Source organism: Cohnella sp. LGH (genome assembly GCF_017671885.1).
In the GTDB taxonomy this organism is placed as follows: Bacteria; Bacillota; Bacilli; order Paenibacillales; family Paenibacillaceae; genus Cohnella; species Cohnella phaseoli.
The window spans coordinates 1,095,074-1,119,765 of sequence record NZ_CP072117.1 but is presented as its reverse complement, the minus strand read 5'-3'; the positions used below and the strand labels follow the sequence as shown (position 1 = coordinate 1,119,765).

18 protein-coding genes are annotated in these 24,692 nt (G+C 54.4%); 15 read left to right on the top strand and 3 right to left on the bottom strand.

Annotated elements, in window-relative coordinates:
- Nucleotide 1: 1 nt before the first annotated feature.
- Nucleotides 2-1,027: a M23 family metallopeptidase gene (locus tag J4772_RS04415; protein WP_371822821.1), complete on the top strand. Its 1,026-nt coding sequence runs from the start codon at nt 2-4 to the stop codon at nt 1,025-1,027.
- A 333-nt stretch (nt 1,028-1,360) separates the two neighbouring features.
- Here the strand turns inward: J4772_RS04415 and J4772_RS04410 are convergent, their stop codons facing one another.
- Together J4772_RS04410 and J4772_RS04405 are read right to left on the bottom strand one after the other, a co-directional pair.
- Nucleotides 1,361-1,903, bottom strand: a complete 543-nt coding sequence (locus J4772_RS04410) for a DUF1697 domain-containing protein (protein ID WP_209074289.1) — start codon at nt 1,901-1,903, stop codon at nt 1,361-1,363.
- A 13-nt stretch (nt 1,904-1,916) separates the two neighbouring features.
- On the bottom strand, nt 1,917-2,462 hold the full coding sequence (locus J4772_RS04405) for a guanylate kinase (RefSeq protein ID WP_209074288.1): 546 nt from the start codon (nt 2,460-2,462) through the stop codon (nt 1,917-1,919).
- A 173-nt stretch (nt 2,463-2,635) separates the two neighbouring features.
- On the opposite strand from J4772_RS04405, the gene J4772_RS04400 reads away from it, so the two are divergent.
- The 8 genes from J4772_RS04400 (at nt 2,636) to J4772_RS04365 (ending at nt 15,675) form a co-directional block, all read left to right on the top strand.
- The gene (locus J4772_RS04400) at nt 2,636-6,616 is read left to right on the top strand and encodes a leucine-rich repeat protein (protein ID WP_209074287.1); all 3,981 of its coding nucleotides are present in this window, start codon (nt 2,636-2,638) and stop codon (nt 6,614-6,616) included.
- A 143-nt stretch (nt 6,617-6,759) separates the two neighbouring features.
- On the top strand, nt 6,760-7,920 hold the full coding sequence (locus tag J4772_RS04395; RefSeq protein ID WP_209074286.1) for a LolA family protein: 1,161 nt from the start codon (nt 6,760-6,762) through the stop codon (nt 7,918-7,920).
- 194 nt (nt 7,921-8,114) lie between these two features.
- Nucleotides 8,115-9,302 (top strand): alanine racemase, encoded by a 1,188-nt coding sequence (gene alr / locus J4772_RS04390; protein WP_209074285.1) that lies wholly within the window; start codon nt 8,115-8,117, stop codon nt 9,300-9,302.
- Between the two features lie 134 nt (nt 9,303-9,436).
- On the top strand, nt 9,437-9,718 hold the full coding sequence (locus tag J4772_RS04385; RefSeq protein WP_116060157.1) for a CopG family ribbon-helix-helix protein: 282 nt from the start codon (nt 9,437-9,439) through the stop codon (nt 9,716-9,718).
- 3 nt (nt 9,719-9,721) lie between these two features.
- Complete coding sequence (locus tag J4772_RS04380; RefSeq protein WP_116060158.1) at nt 9,722-10,072, top strand: type II toxin-antitoxin system PemK/MazF family toxin; 351 nt, start codon at nt 9,722-9,724, stop codon at nt 10,070-10,072.
- A gap of 91 nt (nt 10,073-10,163) precedes the next feature.
- The gene (locus J4772_RS04375; protein WP_209074284.1) at nt 10,164-11,399 is read left to right on the top strand and encodes an aminopeptidase; all 1,236 of its coding nucleotides are present in this window, start codon (nt 10,164-10,166) and stop codon (nt 11,397-11,399) included.
- Nucleotides 11,400-11,401: 2 nt separating this feature from the next.
- Nucleotides 11,402-14,527, top strand: a complete 3,126-nt coding sequence (locus tag J4772_RS04370) for an ATP-binding protein (RefSeq protein ID WP_209074283.1) — start codon at nt 11,402-11,404, stop codon at nt 14,525-14,527.
- On the top strand, nt 14,524-15,675 hold the full coding sequence (locus J4772_RS04365) for a response regulator (protein WP_209074282.1): 1,152 nt from the start codon (nt 14,524-14,526) through the stop codon (nt 15,673-15,675). The genes J4772_RS04370 and J4772_RS04365 overlap by 4 nt, the downstream gene beginning before the upstream one ends.
- 589 nt (nt 15,676-16,264) lie before the next feature.
- Here the strand turns inward: J4772_RS04365 and J4772_RS04360 are convergent.
- Nucleotides 16,265-17,176 carry a tyrosine-type recombinase/integrase gene (locus J4772_RS04360; protein ID WP_247741014.1) on the bottom strand — a complete coding sequence of 304 codons (912 nt, stop codon included), beginning with the start codon at nt 17,174-17,176 and terminating at the stop codon, nt 16,265-16,267.
- Nucleotides 17,177-17,389: 213 nt separating this feature from the next.
- Between J4772_RS04360 and J4772_RS04355 the strand changes: the two genes are divergently transcribed.
- From J4772_RS04355 to J4772_RS04330, 6 genes are all read left to right on the top strand, one after another.
- Nucleotides 17,390-18,016: an HD-GYP domain-containing protein gene (locus J4772_RS04355; protein WP_209074280.1), complete on the top strand. Its 627-nt coding sequence runs from the start codon at nt 17,390-17,392 to the stop codon at nt 18,014-18,016.
- A gap of 46 nt (nt 18,017-18,062) precedes the next feature.
- The gene (locus tag J4772_RS04350; RefSeq protein ID WP_209074279.1) at nt 18,063-18,491 is read left to right on the top strand and encodes a chemotaxis protein CheW; all 429 of its coding nucleotides are present in this window, start codon (nt 18,063-18,065) and stop codon (nt 18,489-18,491) included.
- Between the two features lie 12 nt (nt 18,492-18,503).
- Nucleotides 18,504-19,799, top strand: coding sequence for a chemotaxis protein CheA (locus tag J4772_RS04345; RefSeq protein ID WP_209074278.1), 1,296 nt, complete (start codon nt 18,504-18,506; stop codon nt 19,797-19,799).
- A complete protein-coding gene (locus J4772_RS04340; protein WP_209074277.1) occupies nt 19,783-21,369 on the top strand; it encodes a methyl-accepting chemotaxis protein in 1,587 nt (528 codons plus the stop codon). The genes J4772_RS04345 and J4772_RS04340 overlap by 17 nt, the downstream gene beginning before the upstream one ends.
- 226 nt (nt 21,370-21,595) lie before the next feature.
- Nucleotides 21,596-23,776, top strand: a complete 2,181-nt coding sequence (locus J4772_RS04335) for a Tex family protein (protein ID WP_247741013.1) — start codon at nt 21,596-21,598, stop codon at nt 23,774-23,776.
- A gap of 121 nt (nt 23,777-23,897) precedes the next feature.
- Nucleotides 23,898-24,359: an RrF2 family transcriptional regulator gene (locus J4772_RS04330; RefSeq protein ID WP_116060165.1), complete on the top strand. Its 462-nt coding sequence runs from the start codon at nt 23,898-23,900 to the stop codon at nt 24,357-24,359.
- The last annotated feature ends 333 nt before the right edge of the window (nt 24,360-24,692 follow it).

The window sequence follows — 24,692 nt, the reverse complement described above, 5'->3', positions numbered from 1 at the left end:
TATGTTGAAAAGGCTGACGATAACTATTGCGGGATGCGCCCTGCTGTTGACGGCTTGCGGAGGTAATGGGGAAAATGGAGGAAAGGGGAGCGGAAATGCGCAGACGCCGATACCTTCTTCCGTCGCGGTTCCGTCGCCTTCGGGAGCGAACGGAACGGGCGCCGTCGAAAGGCTAAAGCCCGAGCAGCTTGCGCAAGCGTTGTTAGAAGGGCAGTATGGCCGAGTTCATGCGCAGATGAGCGAACAGTTCCGAAGCAACGTTACCGAGCAGCAATTGCAGACGGTATACGAGGAAATTAAGGGGAGCGTGCCTGAGTGGAAGTCCGCTGCGAACATGCAGCTTAACGAGGGCCGCTACCTCGTCTGGACCAACCCGGACGAAAGCTTAGGCCTGATCGCCACTTTCGATTCTGGCGACACCATTACCGGACTTCAGATTATGCCGCTGGACAGTTATCCCGATACGGACAATCAATTCACCAAGCTTGCTTACGGTCTGCCGTTTGAGGGGGAATGGTATGTGTTCTGGGGAGGCAGGAACGTGCTCGTCAATTACCACTACGAGTATGCCGGACAGCGATACGCGTACGATTTTATTCGCATCCAAGACGGCTTCTCCTATAGCGGCGATCCTACGAAGAACGAGAGCTACTATGCGTTCGGCCAACCGATTTTGGCCCCTCAGGAAGGAAAAGTCGTTCATGTCGTGAACAACATTGCCGACAATGTTCCGGTAGGAAAAATGAACGAGGAGCATCCGGCGGGCAATGTAGTGGTCATCGATCATGGCAATGGGGAGTTCAGCTTCCTTGCGCATCTTCAGATGGGCTCGGTCAAGGTAAAGGTTGGCGATCGGGTCGCCAAGGGCGACACGGTCGGTCTATGCGGCAATTCGGGCAATTCCAGCGAGCCGCATTTGCATTACCAGGTGTCCGACAAGCAGGATCTGTTCGAGGGCAAGTCGATCCGCATCCGCTGGGACAACGAGCTTGATCCGCTGCAGGGCACTTTACTTGGGGAAAAATAAACAAAAGAAGCCTTCCCGGTCGTCGTTGGAAGGCTTCCTTTGTTTGACAGGGGGATGGGCGCAATGTTGTTAGGCTAGGTTAAAACCTGTCGCTCCAGGCCCCTAGGCGAAAAGATTATGCTTTAATGGGATAACGTAGGCCAAAAAAGTGCCTCCCCGCTCGCCAAGTGGGATAGCGTAGGCCAAAAAAGTGCCTCGGCGCTCGCCAAGTTGAGTAGCGTAGGCCAAAAAAGTGCCTCCCCGCTCGCCAAGCGGGGTAGCGTAGGACAAAAATGAATTAATGTCCAACGCCTACGTCGCGGCATAGTCCATCTAACCTGACAACATTGCGCTCTAGCCCGTTATCGTTCGGCCCAGATCGGCCAGCTTGACGACCGTGTTCCAGTTTCTCATCGTCATCGTTTTGCCGATCTTCTGCAGGCTGTTCGCCAGCTTGGAATCCAGCATGCTCTGCCGGAACAGGAAATAAATTTCCGAATCGGTAAGGGTGTACTCGTCGGGATCGACCTTATTGGCTTCCAGAACGCTCAGCGCTTTGGCGGACAGCGGCTCGGTCAGGAAGGCGACCTGGATCGTCTGCTTTTCCTGAAGCGCCTGCGCGTCATAAGGACAGCGGGCCATCAGGCTATCCAATTCCGCGGCCGTGCGGACGGCAACGGCCGCCGCAATGCCGAAGCGATCCAGAATGGCCTTCTCCAGCTGCGGCCGCAGCTCCTCCGCGCTTAACTCCGATGCAAGCACAACGTTGCCGCTTTGAATGTATGTCTTCACCTGCGTAAGCCCGATTTGCTCATAAACCTCTCTTAGCTCTGCCATCGGGACTTTATTTTTGCCGCCTACGTTAATGCCTCGAATGAGCGCTATATATACCGTCACCTGATTGCTCCTTTTAACGGGCAACGGCCGCGCGGATTAACCCCGCCGTCCGATCCGCATTCACATTTTCAAACGTATATTCGCACTTGCTGCGATAGGTCACTTCTTCGGTGTAACTGTCCAAGTAGCGTTGTACCGTCTCGTAAGGCGTTCCCTTGCTCTCCAGCCGCTCTCGCACCGTTATTTTATCCACATAGATGAAAATTCTAATTGTGCAATCCCCATATTGCTTGCGGATCGCTTCCGCCCCTTCCCGATTGAGCACGAGATATACGGAATTGCCTGCCGAGAGGGCGGCTTCAAGCTCATGCCTCGGCACTCCGTAGCGATTGCCGTTGATGCTTGCGGTTTGCGCAAACTTTCCTTCGCTGTCCCACTCGTCGAATTGCTCGCGGCTCATGTAACGATAGTCTTTGTCCGGGGCGGCAAGATTTCTCGGTTCGCGCGTCGTGCAGGAACGAACCGCCGTCCAGTTGAGCGCCTCTCCCACTTTGCGAGCTATCGTTTTGCGGCCGGCTCCGCTTGTTCCCGTAAATACAAAGATGGATGGTCCCAGCATGCAAACCCCTCCCCTCTCGTTATACCTTTTATATCGGCAAAATCCCGCTTTTTCGAGATAGACGATAGAGGACATTGACTACTCTTTCATAATTCTTTCACAGGCCCCTGATACACTAAACGACAGGCGTAGACGTTGTCCGTCATAAAAACACAGAAAAGGTGATCAGAGCAATGAAGCGAGGAATCATTCATAGGTTGGTCGTATACGTAATGGTGGTGTCGCTAATGCTGGGGAGTCATCTGTTGTATGCTGTACCGAGCGCGCAAGCTGCTATAGAAGGAGAGTATGAATACTTTCCGGTTGATGCTGGAACCACCGTCCGGATCTCAAGCTACAACGGAAATGATGAAGACGTGGTTATTCCTGCCCAATTGAACGGGTGGGACGTAATTGAAATTAGTACCGGTGCATTCCAAGACAAGCAGTTAAAGTCAGTGACCATTCCCAATACGGTAGAGAGAATCGGGTATGCAGCGTTTGCAGGCAACCAGCTCACGGAGATCATCATCCCGAGCTCGGTAATGGAGATTGGCAGGCTTGCCTTCATGGGAAATCAATTGACCCATGTGGAGCTCCCAAGCGGGATAACGACAATTGCCGAACAAGCATTCAGAAACAACCAGCTAACATCGGTGACAATTCCGGATACGGTAACGGAGATTGGGCTCATGGCATTCGGGGAAAATCAACTGACCGCTGTGGAGCTTCCAAGCAGCTTAACAACAATCGGCGAGCAGGCGTTCAGAGACAATCGGCTCGCATCGTTGATCCTTCCAGACTCCTTAACGGAGATCGGTTGGGCCGCTTTTAGGGACAATCAATTGACGACTCTGGGGATATCAAACAGTCTGACAACGATCAATTCCAACACATTTGCCAACAATCTGCTAACGACGGTGAATATCCCAAGCTCGATAACGACGATCCGGGAAGATGCTTTCCGAGGAAACCAGCTATCCACGCTGGTCATCCCCGATCATGTAACGGAAATCAGCACAGGGGCATTCAGCGACAATAGCCTGACCGAGGTGACTCTGTCTAATGGTTTAACGACAATCAGTGGCGGAATGTTCCGAAACAATCAACTCGCCGAGGTGACGATCCCGAACTCGATAACGGAGATTGATGGCGGGGCATTTGCAAACAATCAAATACAACATCTTGAGCTCTCGAATACAGTAACGAAAATCGGTGACGGTGCATTCGAAGCTAATCAAATCACGGAACTGGTCATTCCTAGCTCGGTAAGAGAGATCGAACAGATGGCCTTCGGCCAGAATCAAATCAGCGAGTTAACGATTGAGGAAGGTCTGGAGACAATTGGGGCCGCTGCATTCATGGAAAACCAATTGACGGATTTGACGATTCCCGGCAGTGTAAAATCAATTGGTCCATCGGCATTTAATAAGAACCAACTGGCCAAGCTGACGATTGAAGACGGGGTAGAGACAATCGATCCGTATGCGTTCGTGTACAATCAATTGACGGAAGTGACGCTCCCTGCCAGCGTAAAGTCGGTGGGAATTTCGGCCTTTGGCGCTAACGAGATTCGTGATCTGATGATTCTTAATCCAAATGCAATATTGGGAGACAACCTTTTTGATATCGTTTTTGGAGGGAATATTATTTATGAAAATACCTTCGAAGTGACGATATACGGCGAAGATCCTTCTACTGCAAGGACATACGCTTTGAATAACGGTCATTCTTTTCAGGAGATTAGTGCGGAGTTGGAAAATTTGGAATTGGATATACCGGGACTGCACTTCGACCCGAACGAGCGAAGCTTCAGCCTGGTGACGAATGCATCCTCTGTCGTGGTGACGCCAACCCCGGTTGTCCCGCTCGCGGAAGTTCAGATCAATCAGACGGTCATTCCTTATGGAACAAGCTCAACATTGATCCCTCTTGATGAGGGGCTGGAGACGATTGTTGTTGATGTGATAGCATCGGAAGCATGGGCTGAGCAATATCAAATCGCCCTGACGGTGGATCGCACCGATCCCGCAATCGAGTTGACGCCGAACCCGGTCAGCGCAACTAACGGCGATGTAACGGCGACCGCAGATGTGGACGGCACAGGCAGCGGAATCGCTAGCCAAAAGTGGGCGGACGGCGAGAGAACGGCGAATTTTTTCACAGCAGGCGGAACGGACTTTACTGACGATTTCACAGTGAGCGCAAACGATACGTATACGGTTTATGCACGGGATGAAGCTGGGAATGAAGCGGTGAAGACGATTACGATCGGGAACATTCACCGCGACGGCCCCACGATTCAGTTAATAGCCAATCCGACCGGACCGACGAACAGCAATGTAACGGTGACTGCTGCTGTGTATAGCACAGGCAGCGGAATCGCTAGCCAGAAGTGGGCGGACGGCGAGAGAACGGCGGATTTTTTTGCAGCAGGCGGAACGGACTTTACCGGCGATTTCACAGTGAGCGAAAACGGTGCTTATACGGTTTACGCACGGGACGAAGCCAGTAACGAAGCGGTGAAGACGATTACGATCGCGAACATTCACCGCGTGGTCCCCGTGATTGATTTAATAGTGAATCCGACTGCCCCAACGAACAGCAATGTAACGGTGACTGCTGTTGTCTATAGCACAGGCAGCGAAATCGCTAGCCAAAAGTGGGCGTACGGCGAGAGAACGGCGGATTTTTTTGCAGCAGGCGGAACGGACTTTACTGGTAATTTCATGGTGAGCGCAAATGGTATGTATACGGTCTATGCACGGGATGAAGCCGGGAATGAAGCGGTGAAGACGATTACGATCGCGAACATCGGTATTCCAAATACGCCGTCGCCATCGGGGTCGAATCCAGCAGGGCAAGCTCAGCCTGTGAAAGACCCTGAACCCAAAACTACTGTTCTCATAGACAAAGGAATCATCGTTATTAAGGTGACCCCGAAGGATATCAAAGAAGTGAAGCAGCCGGATGGCCGCGTCGTCGATGTGGTGGATTTGCCCAAAGAGATCATCGATCAACTGCCGAAACTGCTGGATCAAGCGGATCGACCGTTCGTGCGCGTCGAGATCGATGACAGAAATCCCGAAGTACGCTTGCAACTGCCCGCAGGCCCATTGGGAGATTGGATGTCCCAACATCCGGATATCGCGTTCGAAGCCCGCTTAAACGGTTCAAGCTTCCAACTGGAGGTGAACGTTCTCGATCTGAAGCAGTTGGCCGCACAATTGGGCGTGGTTGTGAACGATTTGCTGGTGAGTATCAACATCAAAACCTTGGAGGGGGCTGTGCTGAACGCACTGGTACAAGCCGCAAATAAGCAGGGAATGAAACTGCTCAGCGAAGCAATCGAGTTCCAACTGATCGTGTCGGGAGGCGGACAGACATTGGAGGTAAGCGACTTTGGCGGCACGTATATGATGAAATCCATTGTGCTGGACGCAGGTGCGACGAAACGGAATTATACGGCGGTTCTGTACGATCCGACTGCCCAAACCTTTACATTCGTACCGGCGATCACCGCTAATCTACGCGACGGGCGTGCGGAATCGGTGATGCGGGTGCCGCACAATAGTATATATGCCGTCATGGAAACGGAGCCGGTCAAGTTTGCCGATATGACTGCACACTGGGCGAAGTCAGAGGTTGAGCGTATGGCCTCCAAGCGGATCGTCAGCGGTGTGTCGAAGACGATCTACGCTCCGGATCGCCCCATTACCCGCGCGGAGTTCACGGCGTTGCTGGTGCGGGCGCTGGGCATTCGCACGGAAGCGGCGGCTGTCGGGAATGTGTTCGAGGATGTTCCGGCAAGCGCCTGGTATGCAGCTGTAATAGAAGCCGGGGCCAGGTCTGAACTCATAGCCGGGGTGAGCGGGACGCGCTTTGCGCCGGATGACCGGATTACGCGGGAGCAGATTGCCGTAATGCTGGCGAATGCTCGTATGCTCGTGACTGGCGGGGCAGCGAAAACGAAACAGCCGACGAACGCGCTCAGCAAATTTAACGACGCTGCGCAGATCTCGTCATGGGCCAGGGATGCGGTAGCAGAAGCTGTTGCCGCCGGCATCATCCAAGGCGTGGACGGAGACCGCCTTGCGCCCGCCGCAACGGCAACGCGAGCGCAGGCGGCGGTTATGCTGGAGAGATTGTTGCGGGAGATCGAATTTTTGGAATAGATTGGCTATTTGACGCTCGCGATGCGGAGATTCCCATTTACACATGATTTTTTTCCAGGCTCGTCAAGATTGTCCGAATAAATGGTCAAGTCCCCCCATAAACATGAAGCATGGATTGATTAATGTGCTGAGGGGTGGATCGCATGCATCGTCGGATTTCATGGATCGCAGCCGTTGCCGTCGCAATGGTCGTATTTTTGGCCGGTTGCGGCAGCAAGAACGCGGAGTCGATCGTGAAGGACTTGGACAAAGTTGTGGACAAAATGGAGAGCTACGAAGGCAGCGGTACGATGATCTTGCATACGGGACAGCAGCCGCTGGAGTACAAAGTGGAAGTATGGTACCAGAAGCCGGACATGTACCGGATCGCCTTGACGAACGCCAAGCGCGATATTACGCAGATCGTGCTTCGCAACGAGGATGGAGTATTCGTGCTTACTCCGCAGTTGAACAAAAGCTATCGCTTCCAAAGCGACTGGCCGGACAACCAAGGGCAGGTTTACTTGTATCAGACGCTTGCGGACAGCATCATCAAGGACAACTCCCGCCAGTTCGCCACCGACAAAGACACTTACGTATTCGACGTGATGGCGGGCAATTATCAGAACGGCTCGTTCGCCCGGCAGAAAATTTGGCTGGCGCAGGACGATTACTCGCCGAAGCATGTGGAAGTCTCGGACGCCAACGGCAACAAGATGGTCGAGGTTATTTTCAACACATTCGAATTCGGCAAGAAGTTCGATAAATCCGCCTTCGATATGGACTCGAACATGGGAGTGACCCCAGGCTCGAACTCCAAACCGTCGGAAGGCGCCCCAAGCCCGGGAGCTTCGGCTTCCCCGGACGCAAGCGCCGCTCCCGATGCGACCGCTTCTCCGAATTCCACAGAAGCTCCTGACGCGACGGCATCGCCGGACGGCCAGCCTCCTGCGGAAGAGGAGCCGACTCCTGCGCAGAACACTTCGTTCTCGCTGATCGAACCGGACATCGAGGCGCTGCCGGCAGGCGTGGAACTGCTTGATCAGACCGATCTGCAGTTGGTCGACAATCCGGCATATATGCTGCGGTATACGGGAAGCTACGACTTCACGATTACGGAGACCCCGGCCAGAGTCGAAGAAGTGGCGATGAACGAAGGAGACATGCTTGACCTCGGGTTTACGCTCGGCCATATGACGGAAGGCGCCGTGAGGACGCTGACCTGGACATACGACGGCATCAAATTCCGCTTGACCAGCGAGGATCTGGAAAACCCCGATATGGTGCGAATCGCTCAATCGATGGTCGATTCGTCGGGCAAATAATAACAAACGCGTGAAGGGGCTGCTCCGCCGGCCGTCGAGAGACGGAGGCGGGCAGCCCGGTTTGCTTCGGAAGGCGGCTTCCGTTCCGCGGCTTAATGTAAAAGGTTGCCAGCCCAAATATCGTTGACAGTCCTACGCTCGCCCGGTAACATTGATTTATTGCAGTTTTTGCGCGAGCAGGGAGTGAACGGTCAGTGAACTGTTATTACCGGCCGACCGTGGCTGAGATTTCCCTTGACGCTCTCGCCCATAACATCGGGGCGTTCCGCGAACGCTTGTCCCCCGGGACGAAGCTGCTCGCATCGGTCAAAGCGAACGCATATGGGCATGGAGCGCCGGAAATCGCGAGCAGAGCGGTAGCGGCGGGCGTCGATTACTTGGGAGTCGCGTTTCTGGACGAAGCTTTGCAGCTTAGAGCCGCAGGGATTGAGGCGCCGATACTGGTGCTGGGTTATACGCCTCCGGCAGGTTACGCGAACGCGAGAGAATTGGGAATTACGTTAACGTTATATCGGGACGAGATGCTGGAAGCGGCGGCGGAGCTTCCGGTCTCCGGACGCAAACTGAAAATCCATGTGAAAGTCGACTCGGGCATGGGTCGTCTTGGTCTGCTTCCGGGACGGCAGGCGGAGCAGTTTCTGGAGCGCGTTTGCGCTCTGCCTCAGGTGGAAGTGGAAGGGCTTTACACCCACTTTGCCCGTGCCGACGAGACGGACAAAGCGTATACGGAGATGCAGATCGAGCGTTTCACCGCCGTGTCCGATTATGCGCGCATGGCGGGTATGCCGATCTCCATCGTCCATACGGGCAACAGCGCGGCGGGAGTCGATCTGCCGGAACGAACGGGCGGCATGCTGCGGCTGGGAATCGGCATGTACGGTTTATATCCGAGCGACGAGGTCAATGCCGATTCGGTCGCGCTGAAACCGGTAATGTCGCTGAAAACCTCCGTTGTACACGTCAAACAGCTGGAAGCGGGAGAAGGAATCAGCTACGGTACCCGTTATTTTACTCAAGGCAGCGAGACGATCGGTACGCTTCCGATCGGTTACGCCGACGGCTTCAGCCGGATGCTGAGCGGCAAGGCGGAGGCGCTTGTGCGGGGACGCAGAGTTCCGGTGCTCGGAACGATCTGCATGGATCAATGCATGATCCGTCTGAATGACGCTTTCGTCGAAGGGGAAGCGGACATCGAACCGGGAGAAGAAGTGGTGCTTATCGGCCGTCAAGGCGAGGAAGCGATCTCGGCCGAGGAAGTGGCGCAGAAGCTGGGAACGATCCCTTACGAATTAATCTGCATGCTGGCGGCGAGAGTCCCTCGAGTGTATGTCAGCGGCGGAGAGATCGTATCGGTCGTTAATCCGTTAATTGCGCTTGGTTAATATTGGATGTGGATTTTGTCCGACTTTGGCAGGAATGTCGCCTTACAATCTAGAATATCTAGAATAATTGTTACCAGACTCATCCATACTGGAAAAAAGGCGCTTGTTGGAAAATCTTTGGGGGTGTCCGTTCGGTGGCCAATTTACACAATACGAAACGCATTATGATCAGTCTCCCCGATCATTTGCTGCGCGAAGTCGATTTTGTCGTCGCCAAGGAGAACACTAACCGCAGCGAAATCGTTCGTCAGGCGATGAAGCATTATCTCGTCGATCGCAAGAAGCGGCTCATTCGCGATGCGATGCAGCGCGGGTATTTGGAAATGGCTAAAATCAATTTGCACATGGCATCGGAAGCGTTCCACGCGGAAGAAGATGCGGACAACATACTGGGTCGCCTCGTAAGCGGGGTGTAAACTTTGATCGTAAAACGCGGGGATGTGTTTTATGCGGATTTGTCGCCGGTCGTCGGCTCGGAGCAGGGCGGAGTGCGTCCGGTTTTGATCATTCAGAACGATATCGGGAACCGGTTCAGCCCGACGGTGATTATCGCGGCTATCACGGCGCAAATCCAGAAGGCGAAGCTGCCGACCCACGTTGAAATCGAAGCGAAGACCCATGGCATGGAGAGGGATTCCGTCATTCTGCTTGAACAGATTCGCACGATCGACAAGCAGCGGCTGACGGATAAAATTACTCATTTGGACGACGAAACAATGCACAAGGTGGATGACGCCTTGCAGATCAGCGTCGGCCTAATCGACTTTTAAAACGGAAATTCGGACAGGTGCCGCTCGGTCAGAGCGGTTGCTTGTCGTTTTTGCGAATTCAATTCCAGATGAAAACGGAGTGTTGTGACCTATGACGAATTTGACGCAAAAATTGGACAGGTATGCGGAACTGATCGTACGCTTCGGCGTTAACGTGCAGCAGGGACAAGAGGTGTTCATTATCGGCTCGATCGAGATCGCCGATCTGGTACGCCGGGTAGCGGCCCAAGCCTATGAGGCTGGCGCAGGCAACGTGCATGTGGACTGGTCGGACGAATATTTGACACGCCTCAAATACGAGAAAGCGTCGGACGACGTATTCTCCCGGTTCCCGGAATGGGAGACGGCCAAGCGGAACGATTTTGTCGCGCGCGGCGCGGCTTTCATCTCCTTCTCCGCTCCGAATCCGGACTTGCTCAAGGGCATCGATGCTTCGCGCATTGGCAATTACCAGAAAGCCGCGGGCCAAGGACTTAGCGAGTTCAGAAGAGCGATTCAGTCGGACAAGGTGAGTTGGACGGTAGTAGCTGCCTCCACGAAGGATTGGGCGATTAAGGTGTTCCCTGACAGCGCATCGGAGCAGGAAGCGGTCGACAAGCTGTGGGATGCAATTTTCAGTTCGGTGCGCCTGGATGCGGCCGACCCGGTGAAAGCATGGAAAGAGCATGACGCGAATTTACATAAGAAGAGCGACTGGCTGAACGAGAAACGGTTCGCGAAGCTGCACTATCGCGCTCCGGGCACGGATCTGACGATCGGCCTGCCGGAGAAGCATCTGTGGGTGGCGGCAAGCAGCGTGAACGAGAACGGCGTGCCGTTCATGGCGAACATGCCGACAGAGGAAGTGTTCACCGTCCCAATGAAGACTGCAGTGGACGGTTATGTGTCCAGCACGAAGCCGCTCAGCCACGGCGGCAATCTGATCGACGGCTTTAAGCTGACGTTCGAGCAAGGGCGCATTGTAAAAGTAGAGGCGGAGCAGGGAGAAGAAAATTTGCGTCAACTGGTCGAGAGCGACGAGGGCGCGCACTACCTGGGCGAGGTAGCGCTTGTGCCGCACGAATCCCCGATCTCGCAATCGAACGTGCTGTTCCTGAACACGCTGTTCGACGAGAATGCGTCGAATCATTTGGCGATCGGCAGCGGCTACGCCTTTAACGTGGAAGGCGGCAAGAAAATGACGCAGGAGCAGCTTGCCGAGGCGGGAGTCAATTCGAGCATCGTGCACGTCGACTTCATGATCGGCTCGGCCGAGATGGACATTGACGGCATATGCGCCGATGGCACGGTCGTTCCGGTATTCCGTAAGGGCAACTGGGCGTTCTAAGAATGCGGCGGGCGACGATCGGGTGGATTGCGCTCTTCCTGATCGCGGTTGCCGCGGTGGGCGTGTGGTCCTGGCAGAGGCCGGGGCCCGCGCAGCCGCTGGCGCAAAGCGGGGTCCTCGATCTCAGGGACTGGAGCTTTCCTGAACAAGGCAATGTGACGCTGGACGGGGAGTGGGAGTTTTACCCGAATGTGCTTCTCACTCCGTCCGAGCTTCATTCGATGAGGCCGGAGCATTATATCCGCGTTCCGGGGGCATGGAGCAATTCGGATACCGCCAATTTTATCCGGGACCAAGGCATGGGGACATACCGTCTGAAGGTTCAGATCAAGCCCATTGTCGGTCAACTCGGGCTTAAAACGACCTTCATCAGAAATGCCAGCATTATCTTTATCGACGATCGGGAGGTTGCGCGAAGCGGAAATCCCGTTGAGCAGGGCGATGCGAGCTACCAGGGGCGCAGCGTTCCGGTGACCGCCTTTTTTCAGCCGGAGGGGGATTCCTTCTATGTGACGATTCAGGTCGCGAATTGGGATTATCACCGCGGGGGCATCATTCAGTATCTTTCTTTCGGCGCGCAGGAGGACATTCGGCTGTTGGAGCTGCGGTCGATCGTTCTGTCCGTCGCCGATACCGCCTTTTTGCTCATCTCGGCAATGTACTATCTCGGCATTTATCTAAAGCGCCTTCAAGATCGTCGATTTTTATATTTTGCGCTGTTCTGCCTGGGGTTTGCTTTTGTCGTAATTACGACAAGCGAACGGATTTTCATGCAACTGGCTCCGTCCGTTCCCTATCTGCTTGTGCTGAAAATCAAATTTGTCGTCATCTTGGCGTGCGTGTGCTGCCTGTATCTGTTTATACGCAATACCGAGCCGCTATTTGTGCCGCGATGGGCGCTGCGATTAAACGTTGCGGCTTCGCTGGTCTATACGGCTTGCGTTCCGTTCTTTCCGACAGCGCTGCTTGAACAGATTATGACTGTCATGGCGCTGTGCGGGCTGGCCGGCATCAAGCTGCTGCTGCTCCGGGCGCTTGTGCTTCGACGGTTCGGCCGCTCCAATGCGCGTACGGCTTGGCAGTTATTGGCGAGCGTGCTGATGCTGTTTGCCCAGTTGCTGAGCGTGACGCTGTATTTGCAGTCCTTAATCTTTACCGAATGGATTCCGCTGCTGACTCAGCTTCTGTTTCTGGGCATCATCGGGCACATGTTCTCGGAGCAGTACAGTCGCGCGTACATTGAGCTGGAGGTGCTCAGCCGCAAACTGGTCGAATCGGACAAGCTGAAGGACGAGTTTCTGATCCGCACCTCTCACGAGTTCAAAACTCCTTTGCACGGAATTATGAATCTTGCCAGAGCCGTTATCGATCGGAAGGCGAACGGGCTGACGGCGCAGCAGGAGGAAAACCTGTCTTATATCGTTTCGCTTTCCTCGCGGCTGTCGACGATGGTCAACGACATTATCGATTTTCAAAGCCTGCGAACCGGAAAAATTGCATTGCAGAACGGCGTGTTCGATCTGAACGGAACGTCGCAAGCGACGATTGATGTCCTGAAGCACGTCCGGGAAGACGCCCAAGTCAAGCTGTTGAATTTCGTCCCTCCGGGAAAATTTTACGTGTACGCCGACGAAGGTCGTCTGACGCAAATATTACTGAACCTGGTCGGCAACGCGCTCAAATTTACGGATCGGGGCAATGTGACCATCTCAGCGGAGGAACGCGGGGAATTCATCTCGATCCGCGTGTCGGATACGGGAACCGGCATGTCTAAGGAATTGCAGGAGCGGTTGTTTCGTGACGATCGGCCAACCGCGGACGTCAATTTCACGGATATCCGATCCTCGGGTTTGGGGCTGCAAATTTCCAAGCTGCTGGCTGACCGCATGGCAGGCGGGCTTGACGTAAAATGGTCGGAGCCGGGTCAAGGCACGGTCATGGAATTGGTTCTGCCAGCCGCCGGCGATGAGCGGAAGCAGGCGCTGTCGCAGCTCGCTGCGGGTGCGCGCCAAGCAGCGGCAAGCCTAGAAGCGGGAAGCCGTTCACGGGAGCGGTCCGTTCCGTCTCGCGGCTCCCGCGGCATAGAAACAGACGAGGCGGACAAGCCGACCGTGCTGCTCGTCGACGACGAGGCATCCAATCTTAAGGTGCTGCAGGAGCTGTTTCCAGCGGACAGCTATCGCTGCTTGATCGCATACGACGGCGAATCCGCACTTAGGCTGCTGCGGGAGCATCGGAACGTGGCGCTCGTCCTGCTCGACGTCATGATGCCGGGAGAGTCCGGCTACGAGACTTGCCGGCGCATTCGCGAGGAATATCCGATCTACCAACTCCCGGTGCTGCTGCTTACCGTTCGCCATTCCGCCGCCGATATTGCCGCGGGACTGGATTCGGGAGCCAACGATTTTCTCGTGAAACCGTTCGATTCCCGCGAACTGGCGGCCAGGGCGAATACGCTGCTGCAGATGAGGGAGGCGGTGCAGAACGCGCTGCAAGCGGAAGCGCTGTTTCTGCAATCGCAAATTAAGCCGCATTTTATTTATAACGCGTTAAGTATTATGATGTCTCTCTGTTATAAAGACGGACCGAGAGCCGGCAAGCTGCTGGGGGAATTCAGCAACTATCTTCGGCTGAGCTTCGATTTCGATCCCAAGCAGGCCAAGGTAAGCTTAGGCCGCGAAATTTCGTTGGTAAAATCGTACATCGCGTTGGAGCAGGCGAGATTCGCCGAACGACTTCGCGTGGAGTGGGACATGGATGAACGGCTGATGGATGCCACGCTTCCGCCGCTTACGCTTCAACCGCTTGTTGAGAACGCGATTCGTCACGGTTTGATGAAACGATCCGCCGGCGGAACGGTGCGTCTTGAAGCGGAGAGGGACGGGGACGAACTGCGCCTGACGATTCATGACAATGGCGTCGGATTCCCGGTCGGCAAGCTGGAGGAGGCGCTTCGGACGGGGCGTTCGGATGAAGGCGTCGGCTTGATCAACGTGCATAAAAGGCTGTTGAACGAATACGGGCGCGGCTTAAAAGTGGAGAGCCGGGAAGGCGAAGGAACGACGGTGACGATTGTCGTTCCTCTCCATCCGCAGGTTGCGCAGACAAGCGGGGGGAGACGGGCATGAAGGCGATTGTCGTAGACGACGAGCCGTTAACGAGCGAATACATCGGTTGGCTGCTGGCACAAGCTGGCGTCGACGTCATCGCGTGCTGTACGGAGCCTAAAGCGGCGTTGGAGCTGATCGGCAGACATCGGCCGGATGCGTTGTTTCTGGACATTGAAATGCCGGAGATGAGCGGGTTGACGCTGGCGGAACGGGCGAATGAAGGCGGGTATGAGGGAGAAATCGTATTTATCACGGCTTATCCGGATTACGCGATTGACGCTTTCCGGGTGAACGCCCAGAACTATTTGCTCAAGCCGGTATTGGAGGAACAGATGAATGCCGCACTGGAACGGCTAGACAGAAGAAGGGACAAGCGCTCCAGCCAAAGTACGGCAGTTCATTCGGGCAGCCGCGCCTTTGCGTCGTTTTTCGGAACGTTCTCGCTGTACCTGGGAGACAACCCTTCGCCGGTGCGCTGGCCGACGGCCAAATGCTCGGAACTGTTCGCGTTTATGCTCTTGCAAGGAGCGAATCGCGAGATTTCGAAGTGGGTGCTGATTGAAGCGCTATGGAAGGACAAGAGCGCGGAGAAGGCGGACGTCAATCTGCGCAGCACCGTCAGCAGAATTAATCGAACGCTGCGTGGCGAAGGCTCCGACATCGCTCTCGTCTCCGTCAAAAACGGCTATCGCCTTGATAGGTCGGGAGTGGAGATCAAGGCTGACGCGTTCCGGATGGAGAGCTGTGCGCTGGACGGTTCTCGAATTGGAGCAGATGATTTCGAGCGGGTAGCGGCGTGGACTTCGCGGTGCGAACGACCGTTTCTTGAACATTTTGACGGAGAATGGTGCGAGCGCTATCGACTGCAGTATGGGCGATATTTGACGGAGGTTGGGAGAAAGCTGCTGGGCTTCTGCGAAGAGAGCGAGTATGAGCCGCAGAAAATGTTAGGTCTGGCGGACATGCTGCTCCGGCATGAGCCCTATGTCGAACCGATTCGGGCCAGCGCGCTTCGACTGCGGGAAAAGCACGAAGGCAGGGCGCAGGCGCTGGCCTATTACCTGGACTATGCGGCTATGCTGAGCAGAGAGCTGGGAACGGAGCCGGGGGAAGAGCTGCGGGCAATCTATCGGCGATGGGCCTTGCTTGGCCAAGATGATCATTAGATCGTTTTAGGCCAGACGCGGGCGTGATCGATCCGTGGCGGCGCAGGAGCACTGATTTTAGATTAATCGACATACGAATAAGCCTATCCGTAAGCGCCTGAAGGCGGCTTGAACGGATGGCGAGAAGCAGTCCGGGCGCCCTACGCGTCCGGACTGTTTGACATATCGAGGGTCCGTCGCATTACTTACGTAAGATCAGGTGGAGTGACAATGGAAGCGCTGTCTATAGGGGGACTGCCGAGACTTCGACAAAGGTGTAGTAAAGGGAGGAGCAGCGCGATTCGCGGATAGTGTTTAGGGTATCGTCGAACAAAAACGGATGTGAATTCCTATTAGCGAAGAATCGCAGCATTGTTATCCGTTTAATGGATAAATTTGTCCCGTGACGCGCGAATTGGTTATGATACACTAAACCTAAATAGGCGCTATTTCGTACGGTATATGTATAATGACGTTTGATCAGGCACAGTATATCGTACAATAATAGTTATACGACATTTTCCGCCAAAGTCCTGCATTCTTTTTTAGAAAACAGGATTTTTTCAGGTCTAAAGCCCTAATTTCTTGGAAAAGGCTGGCTATAAAACGCTCATTTCCAAATATATTCATGAAGGCAGTCCTGGACGAAGTCTGGCGCGGCCTTTTTAATTTGCTCCACCGTATGCATGTATCTCTGGGTCGTGTTGATATGGGAATGACCCAGTGTTTCCTGGACTTGCTGCAGCGAGGCGCCGTTTAACAAAGCAAGGGTTGCGTTAGTATGTCTTAGCCAGTGCGGAGACGGTCTCTTACGAATTGCGCTGCGTTTGCCGGCATCGCTGATGATCCGTTCGACCTGTCTGGTCGATAACGGAAACAATCGGCGCTCTTGAGAAACTCCGGCATTTTGGAGATAGCTTCCGATGTAGCTTTTGAATAGCTCCCATAACTCCGAAGGCACTTTGATCTCCCGATCTTTTCCCCCCTTGCTGTGTTTGACGGATAGCCATATCCCCCTATCTTCGGGATCCGGGTAGAAGTCCGCTGTCGTTATGGACACCAGCTCCGAGACCCGGGTACCTAGCATGACAAGTGATAATCCAATCAAATAGTTGCGAATTCCTTGCTTCTTGAGGCATAACAGCAGCTTGCCGACCTCCGATTTGGTCAAATATCTGCGCTTGCTCGTTACAGGTACGGCAGGCAAGCGAACGCTGGTTGTCGGGTTGTGCGGGAACAGGGCGATATTGGCGTCGCTTCCCCATTTGTAAAGCGATTTCAGTGGAGCGATATAAGCGGCCACGCTCGCAGGAGCAAGCGGCAGCTCGGAATAACTGTAGCCCCCGGCAATCAGACATGCCTTAAAGGCTTCAACTTCTCTCCACGATACTTTAGACAATGGTTTATAGGCCACGAAGGCACGAAATCGATCGATCGCCCGCAAGTAATTACGGACGGTATTCGTCGATAGATTGCATGAAGACAGAAACATGCGAATGATCCGGCTGTCGTTATCCTTCATGTCCTGGGCCTCGTGATGATATACTAGGCTGTTTTCTTGTAAGTATGGAACCGTTGACATGTTCTCTGTGCCCCCTGCCTGATGTCGTATAACTATTATTGTACGATATGTATCTCATGATAATCGAGATTATCGTTTGAGAGGAGGCCGAAAGTACGAGAAACTGTTAACCCTGTTGTGTTTATCCGGGAATCGACGCGGAAGAGGTGGGGCATGGAATACATAAGCGCGGGCCTCAATTGGCAAGTGCGGAATTCGGCCATGCCGGGAATTCCGACTGCCAAATGGATGAAAGACTTACGGTCAAAAAGCCCGGAGACCTACGACCACTGCGTTCGTGTCGCGCTTTTGTCCGAACGGGTGGCGGTACGATTGAGCTTGAGCTCCGAAATGAGCATGAATTTGATGCGCGGATGTTTCCTCCATGACATCGGAAAACTGTTTCTCCCAGTCAACGTGCTGAATCATTCGGGGCCATTAACGGAATCGAAATGGCGCATCATGAAGCTGCATCCCGTTATAGGGGCTCATATTCTGGAGACGGACAATGGCATCTGCGAGAAAACGCAGGAGATCGTAAAATACCATCACGAACGCTGGGACGGCCAAGGTTATCCTTACGGTCTTGCGGAAGATGATATCCCGTTTCTAGCGCGCATTTGCTCGATCATCGACGCGTTTGATTGCATGATTGCAGGAAGGCCCTATCAGAGCAGTAAAGGAATTCAGGAAGCCAAAGAGGAGTTGCTTCGGCATGCAGACACCCAATTCGACGGAAATCTGGTGAACGTATTCGTGAATTTAATTAATGAAGGGGAATGCCTATTCTGGCGAGGGTGAGAAAGAAGAAGCCGGCAACAAGGTCATGGGAGGGGGAAAAGAAGGTATGAATTCGGCTTCTACGGAGCAGCACATCGAATTTGGAATCGGCGACGAAAGTTACGCGATCCGAATATCGGACATCCACGAAATTATCAAAATGCAGGAGATCACGGACATTCCGAATTGCCGAAGCTATGTGCAGGGGGTCATTAATCTGAGAGGGAGGATTATCCCCGTACTTAGCCTGCGCAGCTTATTCGGTCTGAACCCCGACACTGCAACCAAATCGACCCGAATCATCGTCGTGACGCATCTCGAAGAATCGGTTGGCATTATCGTCGACAAGGTGAGCAAAGTCACGACGTTTGCCGACATCCAGGTTCCGCCGGACAGGGTCGGAGGGTTGAACGGAAATTACTTTACGGGAATCGGTCTGACCTCTTCCGGGCTTGTCGGTATCCTGAAACTGGATGAAGTGCTCCTATACGAGTAAAGGTGATCCTACATGTCGGATTCGTTAGAACCGAAAGCCAAAGGACAGAGCGTCAGAGTCGACGTAAGCAAGCTGGAACAAATGATGAATATGGTCGGCGAGCTGATCATTGATCAGACCCGTCTCCGGCTTCTGGAAAAGCAAATTCGCCGGGAGGATGAAACAACTCAGGGGGCCGAAGAGCTTCGGCATGTTGTCGATCGCTTGTCGATCGGAATCGGCGATCTTCAGCAGTCTGTCATGAAGATTCGGATGCTTCCGGTCGACCAATTGTTCAATCGCATTCCCCGGATGGTTCGCGATTTGTCCAAAAGCGGAGGCAAAGAGATCGAACTGATTATGGAAGGCAGCGAGACGGAACTGGATCGCACTCTCATCGAGGGACTACTTGATCCGCTCGTTCTATTGGTCCGCCATGCTCTCGACCATGGGATCGAGTCGCCGGAAGAACGGATGGCGGCCGGAAAACCGGTTAAGGGTACACTTCGACTTAGCGCCAGACGCGAGAACAATCAGGCGTTGGTCATAATCGAAGACGACGGGGCCGGGATAGATACGGACATGCTGAAGCGCCGTATTGCGCATGAGGGAAAGCCAGGTTCAGAAATGGTCACAACGCTCAACGATCAGGAAATCGCTGAACTGATTTTTCACCCGGTATTGTCCGCATCATTAGCTAAAGAGTTTGAACTGAGCGCCGTAAAAGCCGAGATCGAGAAGATTCGCGGACGTATTCACATCCAGACGAGAAAAGGCAACGGAACCCGGATCGAAATGCATCTGCCGCTTACACTCTCCATCATCCAGGGTCTTCAGGTCGCTATTGCGGACCGTTCATATATTGTTCCGATGAACGGGGTTGTCGAGATTGTTCGGACGACCGCGGATCAGATAAAAAACGTACAGGGGCGTCCGGTCATGGTGTTGCGCAACCGTATTCTTCCGATCTTGTGGCTTCGCGATTATTTTCGCTTGCCTCGCGGCAACGAATTCGGAAGTTCTGTGTCGTTGCTGGTCGTCGGTCATCAAGAAGAACGCGTAGCGATTGCGGTAGATAAGTTGATCGGTGTTCAGGATGTTGTCGTCAAATCTCTGGGGGCGCTGCTCGGTCAAGTCGAAGGCGTCTCCGGCGCAACCACGCTAGGCAGCGGCAAAGTGGCGCCTATACTGGACATGGAAGCCGTAAGCGCCAAGCTTCGATCCCAAATTCCGAGAGGACCGATTAAGACCGATCGGTTATCGGCTTCTCAAGAGTCTTGCCAAGAAACCTACAACTACGAGGTGAACGGTCATGAAATGGTTTTATAACTTGAAAACAAGCGTTAAGCTGGTGTCCGCTTTTCTGGTGATCGCGTCGATTATGGCATTCGTCGGGTTCTACGGGCTGAGCAATTTGAGCAAACTGAACGGAAATCTCAATGACATGTACAATAATCAACTGTTGGCTGTCAAAAATTTGATGGAAGCTCAAACCAATTTCAACGAGATGAGAAACAGCTTGCGAAAGCTCTACATGGTTGAGGACAAAAATAGTATTCAACAAACAAAAGAAGTTGCAGACCGTGCAATGATTTCGGTCAGCGACAGCATTGCCGCGTTCAGGAAAACCGATTTGTCGGCCGAATCGCAAGAAGTGCAGGCGCAAATCGACGTAGCTTTCGATTCGTACGTCAAATTGTTCAATGAGGCGGTGTCGCTAAGAGAGGGAGGGAACCTGAGTGGCATGGAGACACTGCTCGACGGTGAATACCAGATAGAAACCGATAAGCTTAAAGGCATTCTCAACAAGTTGATCGCGATAAACGTTGAGGAGGCGAATCAGGCCCAGAGTGAAGGGAAAGAGACTTATTCCTCCGCAAGTACTATTACAATCGTAATTGTAATCATTGCGGTATTGCTTAGCATTCTGTTCGGCTACTTCATTTCGCAAGTGATTGCAAGGCCGCTTCGCAAAGTCGTTCAATTGGTAGCTAAAGTAGCAGAAGGAGATCTGCGGCAGACGGTTAACCACGGAACCAAGGACGAAATCGGCATATTGAGCGAATCGATCGACCAAATGGTATTGAATCTAAGACAGATGGCCTCCTCGATTATCGGCCACTCCCATAATCTGTCGGCTGCCGCAGAGCAGATTTCGTCCAGCACGGAGGAAATCGCCAGCGGCAATACGACTCAGGCCAGCTCGGCGCAGACGATCAGCGAGCTGTTCAAGGAATTGTCCGCAGCGATTCATTCCGTCGCTCACAATACGGAGCAAGCATCCTCTCTCTCGGAGGCGACGATGAAAATCGCCGGCGAAGGCAATGACATCATTCGCTCTTCGATGGAAAGCATGAACGAGGTCAGCGGCAAAATGTCCCGATTGGAGAACGATTCGCAGCGAATTGGAGAAATCATCGAGGTGATCGAAGACATCGCCGACCAGACAAATCTCCTCGCTTTGAACGCCGCGATCGAAGCGGCTCGCGCCGGAGAGCAAGGAAGGGGCTTCGCCGTTGTGGCCGACGAAGTACGCAAGCTCGCCGAACGAAGCGGAGAAGCGACGAAACAGATTACCGGAATCATTCGCGGCATGCAGGATAATACAAGGTTAAGCGTCAAAGCCGTAGAAGAAAGCGTCGATCTCTCCAAGAAGACGGGAGAGTCGTTCAGACAAATCGCGAACATGGTCAACGAAGCGGGCCAGAAGGTAACCGAAATCGCCGCGGCCAGCGAAGAACAGGCTGCGCAGGCTTCCACCGTTCTGGATTCCGTAGAGAATATCTCCGCGGCGACGGAAGAAGGGGCGGCCGCCAGCCAGGAGACGGCGGCGACGGCGCAATCGATGGCCCACTTGGCGGAACAATTACAGACGTCGGTAGGAATATTCAAGCTGTAGCTGTAGCCGTGGCCGTGTGCAACTGATCGCAACCATGCCGGACTAATGTTTCAGATGCTCTCGGGAATATCTTAGTCGCCGTGAATAGGACGGTGTTTATCGGAGCCCCCCGCTAAAGTTAGGGTAGCGCGCATCCTTCGCGATCCGCATCGTGGATAAGCTTGCCTAACCGGGCGTAGAACGACATAATAAAAGGATACATACAGGTTGCGGGGGGCGCGAATCGATGAGCGTAGGAAACGAGAGTGCGGTAATGGACGCACAGGAAAGAATGATTAAACAGATTGCGGGCGAGCTGGGACTGGGCCTGGGACAAGTCAGGACGGTCGCCGGGCTGCTGGACGACGGGAATACGATTCCTTTTATCGCCCGATATCGTAAGGAAATGACCGGAGAGCTCGATGAGGTGCAGCTTCGCGCGATCGACGACCGCCGGACCTACTTGAAAGGGCTGGAGGATCGCAAAGGCGAAGTGATTCGTCTGATCGACGAGCAGGGGAAGCTGACGCCGGAGCTGCAAGCGGCAATCGAGAAAGCGATCAAGCTGCAAGAGGTCGAGGATCTGTACCGGCCGTACCGGCAAAAGCGTAAGACGAGGGCGAGCGTCGCCAAGGAGCGGGGCTTGGAGCCGCTTGCGCTATGGCTGCTGTCGCAGCCGAGACAGGGCGACCTGCGTGCGGAGGCGGCGAAATATATCAACTCGGAGAATGGCGTTGAAACGGCCGAGGATGCGATCCAAGGCGCCTCGGACATCGTAGCGGAAGGATTGGCCGACGATGCCGCTATTCGCCGCTGGATACGCAAGTTCACCTGGGATCAGGGCGTGCTGATCAGCAAAGCCAAGAACGCCGAGGCGGAGTCCGTCTACGAGATGTACTATCAATACTCGGAGCGGGTGCGGCGCTTGCCTCCGCATCGGGTGCTGGCGATCAATCGGGGGGAACGCGAGGAGTTTCTGTCGGTGTCGATCGACGTGCCGACCGACCGGATCGTGGACGAAATCAATCGCAGGACGATCACGGGGGGCGGCCCGGCTCGCGATACGCTGGTGGCCGCCGCGGAGGACGCCTATAAACGGTTGATCTCCCCGTCGATCGAACGGGAGCTTCGCGGTGAGCTGACGGAGAAGGCGGAGGAGCATGCCATCGGCATTTTCTCGGAAAATTTGCGCAATCTGCTGCTTCAGCCGCCGGTGAAGGGCCGCGTTGTGCTTGGCGTTGATCCGGCATATCGAACAGGATGCAAGCTGGCGGTCGTTGACGATACGGGCAAGCTGCTGGAAGTGGCGGTCACGTATCCGACTCCGCCGCATAACAAGAAAGCCGAGGCAGAGGTTGTGTTCCGGCGGATGATCGACCAGTACGGCGTAGGGCTGATCGTTATCGGTAACGGAACGGGCTCACGCGAGACCGAGCAGTTCGTGGTGGGAATCATCAAGGCTTTGCCCGAACGGGACCTACAGTATTTGATCGTGAACGAAGCCGGAGCAAGCGTCTATTCGGCGTCCAAGCTGGCTGCGGAGGAGTTTCCGGATTTGGACGTGTCGGAGCGCAGCGCCGTCTCCATCGCACGTCGTCTCCAGGACCCGCTTGCCGAGTTGGTTAAAATCGAGCCGAAGGCCATCGGAGTCGGCCAGTATCAGCACGACGTGACGCAGAAGCGGCTGGACGAGAGCTTAACCGGAGTTGTCGAGTCGGCGGTTAACCATGTCGGAGTGGACGTCAATACCGCCTCTCCGTCGCTGCTGTCCTATGTGTCGGGCATCAACGCGACGATGGCTCGCAATATCGTTAAGCTGCGCGAGGAGAAGGGCAAGTTTACGAATCGTGCGCAAATTCAGAAGGTGCCGCGGCTCGGCGCCAAAACGTTCGAGCAATGCGCAGGCTTCCTGCGCATCTCGGACGGAGTGAACCCGCTTGATCGGACGCCGATCCACCCGGAGTCTTACGACGTGGTCGGCAAGCTGTTCAAGGAGCTGGGGCTGAAGCTGGCGGACATCGGTACGGAGCCGCTCAAAGCCAAGCTTGGCGAGGTACGTCTGGAGGACGTTGCCGAGCGGCTTGGCGTCGGTCTTCCGACGCTGCGCGATATCGTGGACAGTCTGCAGCGTCCGGGACGCGATCCGCGTGACGAGCTGCCGCCGCCGATTTTCCACACCGACGTGCTCGACATCGAGGATTTGAAGCCGGGCATGGAGCTGCAGGGAACGGTGCGCAATGTCGTCGATTTTGGCGCTTTTGTCGATATTGGCATCAAGAACGACGGTCTTGTTCACATTTCTCAAATTAGCAACAAATTCGTCAAGCATCCGACTGAGGTGGTCGCCGTCGGCGATACGGTCACTGTCTGGGTGCTCGGCGTCGATCTGAAAAAAGGACGCGTCAGCTTAACGATGCGTCAGCAGTAAGTAGCGAACAGACGACGATCTTGCGGATCGATCCGAATGTGGCTTTGGGAGCTGGGCATGAATTTGCCTCTTGCCCCAAGGCCGGCATTCCGGTACAATTCAAGCCATTGGAGGCGATTGTATGAATCCGGAGAAGTGCGTCGGTTCCTACCATCCCAAGTGGTTCGGACTAGCTTTGCAAGCGCTCGTAGTCCTGTCGAAGGATTGCGTTCGCACCTGTCCTAGCGCAGAGCTCGCCAAAATGCTGCAGTCGGAAGCGACTTTGCTCAGACGAATTCTGTCCCTTCTTGCGAAGGGCGGCATTCTGGAAACCCGCGAAGGTCGGGACGGCGGATACCGATTAAGAAGAGAGCCGAATTCGATTACTCTAGCCGAGGTGTTCTCGGTTCTTCAAGTTGCCGATCCTCTCTGTTCTGGCATACGGGAGACGGCGGGCGATCATGCTTTCGGCCAAGAGATGAACGCGATTTTCGCCGAGGTGACGGACGAGATGGATCGCGCCATTCTGGATGTGCTGGAACGCTATACGATCGGACAGATCGCCGAGCGCGCCGGCAGCTGCGCGAGCTTAAACGACGAATAAGGTAAATTGCGCGCAAGAGCCGGACAGCCATCCGACTCCTTGTATAACATTTTTAGGTGGGAAACCTCCAAAGAATCAGCAAAAATAACCCGTTTCCTTGGCCGTCAGCCTGGGCGGGTTATTTTTGTGTGTATGTGTGTGTCTGCGCTACCCTGGCCCTTGCGAATAAGTGCGCGAGGCGGCCTTATCATCGCTGAATCGCCTCAGCCCGAGCGAATAAGCCCGCGAGGCGGCCTTATCATCGCTGAATCGCCTCGGCCCGTGCGAATAAGCCCGCGAGGCGGCCTTATCATCGCTGAATCGCCCCGGCCGGAGCGAATAAGCCCGCGAGGC

Excerpts from the sequence above, each read along its gene's own strand:
- J4772_RS04350 (WP_209074279.1), top strand. The coding sequence starts at position 18,063 with ATGAATTCGGCTTCTACGGAGCAGCACATCGAATTTGGAATCGGCGAC.
- J4772_RS04345 (WP_209074278.1), top strand. The coding sequence starts at position 18,504 with ATGTCGGATTCGTTAGAACCGAAAGCCAAAGGACAGAGCGTCAGAGTC.
- J4772_RS04335 (WP_247741013.1), top strand. The coding sequence starts at position 21,596 with ATGAGCGTAGGAAACGAGAGTGCGGTAATGGACGCACAGGAAAGAATG.
- J4772_RS04360 (WP_247741014.1), bottom strand. The coding sequence starts at position 17,176 with ATGAAGGATAACGACAGCCGGATCATTCGCATGTTTCTGTCTTCATGC.
- J4772_RS04415 (WP_371822821.1), top strand. The coding sequence starts at position 2 with ATGTTGAAAAGGCTGACGATAACTATTGCGGGATGCGCCCTGCTGTTG.
- J4772_RS04375 (WP_209074284.1), top strand. The coding sequence starts at position 10,164 with ATGACGAATTTGACGCAAAAATTGGACAGGTATGCGGAACTGATCGTA.
- J4772_RS04340 (WP_209074277.1), top strand. The coding sequence starts at position 19,783 with ATGAAATGGTTTTATAACTTGAAAACAAGCGTTAAGCTGGTGTCCGCT.
- J4772_RS04395 (WP_209074286.1), top strand. The coding sequence starts at position 6,760 with ATGCATCGTCGGATTTCATGGATCGCAGCCGTTGCCGTCGCAATGGTC.
- J4772_RS04330 (WP_116060165.1), top strand. The coding sequence starts at position 23,898 with ATGAATCCGGAGAAGTGCGTCGGTTCCTACCATCCCAAGTGGTTCGGA.
- J4772_RS04405 (WP_209074288.1), bottom strand. The coding sequence starts at position 2,462 with ATGCTGGGACCATCCATCTTTGTATTTACGGGAACAAGCGGAGCCGGC.
- J4772_RS04400 (WP_209074287.1), top strand. The coding sequence starts at position 2,636 with ATGAAGCGAGGAATCATTCATAGGTTGGTCGTATACGTAATGGTGGTG.
- J4772_RS04365 (WP_209074282.1), top strand. The coding sequence starts at position 14,524 with ATGAAGGCGATTGTCGTAGACGACGAGCCGTTAACGAGCGAATACATC.
- J4772_RS04355 (WP_209074280.1), top strand. The coding sequence starts at position 17,390 with ATGGAATACATAAGCGCGGGCCTCAATTGGCAAGTGCGGAATTCGGCC.
- J4772_RS04370 (WP_209074283.1), top strand. The coding sequence starts at position 11,402 with ATGCGGCGGGCGACGATCGGGTGGATTGCGCTCTTCCTGATCGCGGTT.